This is a genomic window from Mesorhizobium sp. M7A.F.Ca.CA.003.01.2.1, from assembly GCF_003998945.1.
Classification (GTDB): Bacteria; Pseudomonadota; Alphaproteobacteria; order Rhizobiales; family Rhizobiaceae; genus Mesorhizobium; species Mesorhizobium ciceri.
Window position 1 is genome coordinate 1 of record NZ_RZRA01000391.1, and the last position, 4895, is coordinate 4895.

The window sequence follows — 4895 nt, forward strand, 5'->3', positions numbered from 1 at the left end:
CATCGTGCCGCCGAACTGCCTGTCTGGCTGCACAGATACAATTGGCATCGTCCACATGGCAGCCTAAAGTCAAAAACGCCTATCAGTCGCCTCGCCCTGATCGAGGACAACCTGTTGAAGCTCCACATCTAGGGCATGCGAAAATAGAAAATAACGGGCAAAAAGATGCGCCTTTTCCGACTCCGAGCCTAGATGGTTGAAAGCCTCGAAGTACTCCTTCGTCCGCTCGAGGAGATCTCCCGCATAAAGCGCCAACGGCTGTGACACGGTGACCCTCGGGCGCGCCTTGACCTTCGGCGTCTCAGGTCCACTCTTGGCCATCTCAGATTATCGGCTTAATTCCGGTGCCGGTATGCGACAAAGCCGAACAGAGTAGCCGCTGCGACGTTGAAGATTGCCCACAGCTCGCGCGGCAAATGAACCGGCATGAACGGGTTGAAGATCGCTGCCGCTCCAAACAGCGCCCAAGCCAGGGTGCGATTTTCAGGGCCTGATCGCCACACCATGGCTCCGCAGTAGATCCCGGCGAAAAAGACCACCACGCGGAGGAATTGGTAATAGCCGTACGGCCATGGCGCTACCGCCAGCAGCGAGGCAATAGCTACACAGATGCAGACCAACCGGACCGTTCCGGCCGGCGTCGAAAAGCATTATTTTCAGCAAACTTGATCCTCAAACGCCCAGCACGGTTGTTAGTGGAGTTTCGGCGCCCGCCATATATTTGAAAAGCCAGATTGCCCAAGTGATCGGCCAAATGAACGCCAACATCGCATCCAGGCTCAAGTTAATCAGGATTTTTACGACCACTGATGCATGGCCCTGCCATGTGTCGACGACATTCATCACGTAGGTGATCGGCCCGCCCAGCATGAAGAGGAGGCCCAGCGGAGCTGACATGATGTTCTTCAGCATGTTTGTGTCCCTCAGAAAGGCGTGACCTTCAGTGACAGTGATACGCGCCGGTCTTATGGTTGGTATGGCAACCGTTGGCATCAGTGCCGCCACTGTGTGCAAACGCGCCGGTCGCGCAAGCGATTATTGCAGCGGCCATAGCCGCGAGAAATGTTGTTTTCATTTTATTGCCCTCCCAAAGTATTTCAGACAGAGCACTATTGCCGGTCGGGCACAAGCTGCTCGTGGCACTGTGAACACAAATAGGATAGATGCTCCTCTGTGCAGGCCAAGATCGGGCGAGGAGAATACTTTGGATGGATTGCGATTGATGCACGTCCCGTTGGCGATCCTGCTGACATGGCCAAGGGTGGCGACGGCAAATGAATGCCTCTCGAAGTACACCAAGACCGACGTCTGCGCCTACGCAAAAAAAATGCAAACCGAAATGGCTCCAGCATTGCCCATGCTGATCAGTTCGAACATCTCCGTTCGGAGCATCATCGCAATCGGGCCAAGGATCGTTTTCAACGCCACCTGGGCTCAGACCGATGCGGAAGTAGACGCCAAATTGTTGGCTGCTGGCGTCTCGCGGCCGGTCTATGTCCAGAAGATCGATGAAATGACCAAAAACTATGTCTGTCGTGCGGAGGAACTATCTGCCTTCGTTCGCCTGGGCGGTGAGATCCAGTACACGTATACGACTGTGGATAATTTCCCAGTCGCGAACCCGCTCGTAGCACTCTGTCCTTAGAGCATCGCAGCACGGCTCATGACATGACTAGTCGCGGCCGATCAACCAGTTGATCAGCAGCCATGATCATTTGTTGGAACTCAATTGAGCCTGATCCGCACTAGCAAGTGGATAGAAGTGAATGTGCGGTTGCCCTTTAGCTCTACTATGCATAGAAACCACTCTGCCGGGGGGCGTAAAGTTGGGGTTGTGAGTGCGTGGGCTCTAAATTCGAAAAACTAAATAAGTTGCGTGACTCACTGCGAGAATCCAACCACGATTTTCGGGCGAGCACTCAGCTATTCAACAGCCTGGACCCTGCCAAGATCGACGGCGACCTGGATGTCATTAACCGCGGAAAGCAGCGCGGCGAGGTGAACCAACCCCCGAAAACGGCAAAGAATCTCGACGATGTCGAACATGCCATCGTGGAACGCGTTGAGGATGAGAAGAAGGCTGCGCATCACACTCTTGAGGACAACCTGCAACTCCTTGGAGGTCGTCTTGCCGGCCTCGATTTCGAGGAACAATTCGGTCTAATCCGTCAGACGAATGCCGCTAGCGTTTCGGACTTCAAAGCCTCGGTCGCCGTGGGCCTCGATGAACTTCACGGCCTGAGAAGGGCCCTGAACGACGCCGAAAAAGAGCATGCATGGTTTAAGGAGAAGCACGGTCTCGTTCGTGCCGCGCGTGTGCAGCACGGTGCCGCTCACATTTTCCGGCTATCGCTTCTGCTATTTCTGTTTCTGGTCGAGACAGCGATGAACGGCAACTTCCTGGCCAAGGGCAATGAGCAGGGATTTTTTGGTGGCATCCTTGAGGCTGCGGCATTCTCTTTCATCAACATCGGGGCGGCTTTGCTCCTGGCGGTTTTCTGCGCTCGTCTCGTCACCCATCGGTCGTTTTTCGTAAAATTCGTTGGGATCATTTCAATCCTTTTCTATATCGGCTTGGCGATTTCGATAAACTTGGCGCTAGCGCACTACCGTGAGGTCAGCGGCTCTCTCGCTGACGGCGCCTGCGCTTAGGTCATCCGTAATATGCTCGCCAATCCAGCGGGTCTCACGGACATCAAGTCCTGGTTGCTGTTTGCGATCGGCCTGATGTTTTCGCTTTTCGCTTTTATCGACGGCTGGTTCGTGCTCGACCCTTACCCAGGCTACACTGGCGTTGAAAATCGGCTCGTTCGACGGCGCGATGACTACATCGATCGAAAGAAGGAACTGATCGAAGAGCTGCAGGATGTCCGCGACGACCACAACGAAAAAGTGGAGGAAATCGTCAAGCAGCTTGGTAGTCGCCGGCGCGAGCACCGCGCGATTGTCGATCATCGATCGAGGCTTCTGGCTCTTTTTGCGCAGCATCAAGACCAATTGGAGCGAGCCTGCAATCAGCTTTTGTCGATGTATCGGGAAGCCAACATCCAGGCGAGGACCGAGCCGGCGCCCAAGCATTTCGGAACGCCCTACAAACTTGATCGCATCAAGCCATACGTCACCGGCGAGCGGGAGTGGAATGAGGGAGATGTTGGCGCATCAATTCGCCAGGCGCAGGAGGAACTCAACGAGCAGGTTCGTCTGATTGGTCAGGAATGCGAACGGGGAATTGAGCAGTACCGAGATCTTGATAAGCTTCACCCGGACAGCGTGAATGTCTAGGCGAACCCGCAGACGCAAGAAAGGCAATGCGGGTACCATTGCCGCGGCCATTGCCCTTGGTGTGCTATCCGTTGCGATGTTGGCCGGCTTCGGCTGGATGTGGACCAGGTCTGGCAATGGCCATATCGACGCCAACACGAATTGCCCATTGGACGGACCCTCCAGCCTGACCGCCGTCCTCATCGACGCCACTGATCCAATTTCGGCAACGACGATGGCTGATCTCAAGAACGAGTTCCGAAAGACCATTGGGCAGGTCGAGCCGGGTGGGTATGTGAGGATTTATACCCTGAGCTCGGCGCCTGGTGAGCTGACGGTGATGTTCGATGGATGCAATCCCGGTGATGGGTCGACCGTCGATAGTTGGACCAACAATCCTGCGCGGCGTCAAAAGAAGTGGGAAAACGCCTTCGGCGATCCTTTGAACAAACTTCCCGATGAAATCCCGAATGCGGCTTCCGCGAGCCAATCTCCGATCATGGCTGGAATTCAGAAAATCAAGCTGTCGCTCTTCGATAGCAGCTTGGCCAAACAGGGCAGTCCCAAGCGATTGGTGGTCGCCTCTGACATGATCGAGCATACGACGATTTACTCGCAGTACCGATCGGGACTGGATTACCAAAAATACCTCAACAGCGCCGCCGACCGCACATATGGGACGTCGCTGGATGGGGTGGGCATCACAATTCTTTATATCGATCGGGCAAAGAAGCCATTTCAGACCCTGGATCACGCGGAGTTCTGGACACATTGGGTCCAGAACCATCACGGCGAGTTCGAAAAGCTGGTTGGCTTGGATGGGTTAAACTGATGGCGAGAGCGCACGACAAACCTTTGCTGGATCATCCACGTCTGCCGGTCGTGGTTTTCGCGGCATTGACACTCGGCGGGTGTGTATTCATCGCCATTGCAAAACTCTCAGGCGTAAATCCGATCGTCGCGGCGGTAGCACCGGCCTGCCTGATGTTTTTCTATCTCGGGGTTTCGATCTTTGCTGGAAAGCTACAACTGCACGACGAGCAGACCGGCGATAACCTCTACTATATGGGCTTCCTGTTCACCCTGACGAGCCTTGGGGTCTCGCTGTTTCAGTTTGGAACGGAAGGCTCAACCGACACGATCGTCCAAAATTTTGGCATCGCGATCACGTCGACGATCACCGGTATTGCTCTGAGGGTTTTCTACAATCAGATGCGGCGCGATCCCGCGGACATTGAGCGAACGGCGAGGCACGAACTTGCCGACATGACACGGCGTGTAAGAGCCGAGATGGAAAGCGTAACCAGGGAGTTCGCCGACTTTCGTCGTGTCAGCCATCAAATGCTCGAAGAGGGCTTTGCAGAGATTGCCGAGCAAGCGGCACGCAATGGGGAGCACATTCGATCTGCCCTGGACAATATTGCCATGGAATCGATCAAGCCTGTCCAAGAGGCGTCTGCCAAGCTCAGTGACGCGTTGCAGCACAATTTCGGGCAAGTCGAAACCCAGTTTGCTTCGATAGCGAACCGCGTTGGAGCTGCAGCGGATTTGCTGGATAAAGCCAACAGCTCGATGTCCAACTCTGTTGGAAAGCTCGGTAATCAAGCCGACAATATGGCTGCCAAGCTGGAAAA

The 4895-nt window shown here is 54.8% G+C and carries 7 protein-coding genes and 2 pseudogenes; 6 read left to right on the forward strand and 3 right to left on the reverse strand.

The window, feature by feature from the left end; genetic code table 11:
* A pseudogene (locus EN969_RS16855) lies at positions 1 to 132 on the forward strand (IS481 family transposase); the annotation flags it as partial.
* A 203-nt stretch (positions 133 to 335) separates the two neighbouring features.
* On the opposite strand, the gene EN969_RS16860 reads toward EN969_RS16855, so the two are convergent.
* From EN969_RS16860 to EN969_RS36735, 3 genes are read right to left on the reverse strand one after another with little or no spacing between them, the layout of a single operon-like run.
* Positions 336 to 620, reverse strand: coding sequence for a DUF6804 family protein (locus EN969_RS16860; RefSeq protein WP_063169433.1), 285 nt, complete (start codon positions 618 to 620; stop codon positions 336 to 338).
* A 52-nt stretch (positions 621 to 672) separates the two neighbouring features.
* Positions 673 to 912 (reverse strand): hypothetical protein, encoded by a 240-nt coding sequence (locus EN969_RS16865; protein WP_082826591.1) that lies wholly within the window; start codon positions 910 to 912, stop codon positions 673 to 675.
* 28 nt (positions 913 to 940) lie between these two features.
* Complete coding sequence (locus tag EN969_RS36735) at positions 941 to 1075, reverse strand: YHYH domain-containing protein (protein WP_199489651.1); 135 nt, start codon at positions 1073 to 1075, stop codon at positions 941 to 943.
* 129 nt (positions 1076 to 1204) lie between these two features.
* On the opposite strand from EN969_RS36735, the gene EN969_RS16875 reads away from it, so the two are divergent.
* The 5 genes and pseudogenes from EN969_RS16875 to EN969_RS16890 form a co-directional block, all read left to right on the forward strand.
* Positions 1205 to 1645, forward strand: a complete 441-nt coding sequence (locus EN969_RS16875; protein ID WP_126066778.1) for a hypothetical protein — start codon at positions 1205 to 1207, stop codon at positions 1643 to 1645.
* A gap of 227 nt (positions 1646 to 1872) precedes the next feature.
* On the forward strand, positions 1873 to 2652 hold the full coding sequence (locus tag EN969_RS36740; RefSeq protein WP_348632392.1) for a hypothetical protein: 780 nt from the start codon (positions 1873 to 1875) through the stop codon (positions 2650 to 2652).
* Positions 2653 to 2664: 12 nt separating this feature from the next.
* The gene (locus EN969_RS36745; protein WP_348632393.1) at positions 2665 to 3282 is read left to right on the forward strand and encodes a hypothetical protein; all 618 of its coding nucleotides are present in this window, start codon (positions 2665 to 2667) and stop codon (positions 3280 to 3282) included.
* A complete protein-coding gene (locus tag EN969_RS16885; RefSeq protein ID WP_063169429.1) occupies positions 3275 to 4093 on the forward strand; it encodes a hypothetical protein in 819 nt (272 codons plus the stop codon). The genes EN969_RS36745 and EN969_RS16885 overlap by 8 nt, the downstream gene beginning before the upstream one ends.
* A pseudogene (locus EN969_RS16890) lies at positions 4093 to 4895 on the forward strand (hypothetical protein); the annotation flags it as partial. The gene EN969_RS16885 and the pseudogene EN969_RS16890, both read left to right, overlap by 1 nt.

Coding starts and splice junctions, on each gene's coding strand:
- EN969_RS16865 (WP_082826591.1), bottom strand. CDS start 912: ATGCTGAAGAACATCATGTCAGCTCCGCTGGGCCTCCTCTTCATGCTG.
- EN969_RS36735 (WP_199489651.1), bottom strand. CDS start 1,075: ATGAAAACAACATTTCTCGCGGCTATGGCCGCTGCAATAATCGCTTGC.
- EN969_RS36745 (WP_348632393.1), top strand. CDS start 2,665: ATGCTCGCCAATCCAGCGGGTCTCACGGACATCAAGTCCTGGTTGCTG.
- EN969_RS16885 (WP_063169429.1), top strand. CDS start 3,275: ATGTCTAGGCGAACCCGCAGACGCAAGAAAGGCAATGCGGGTACCATT.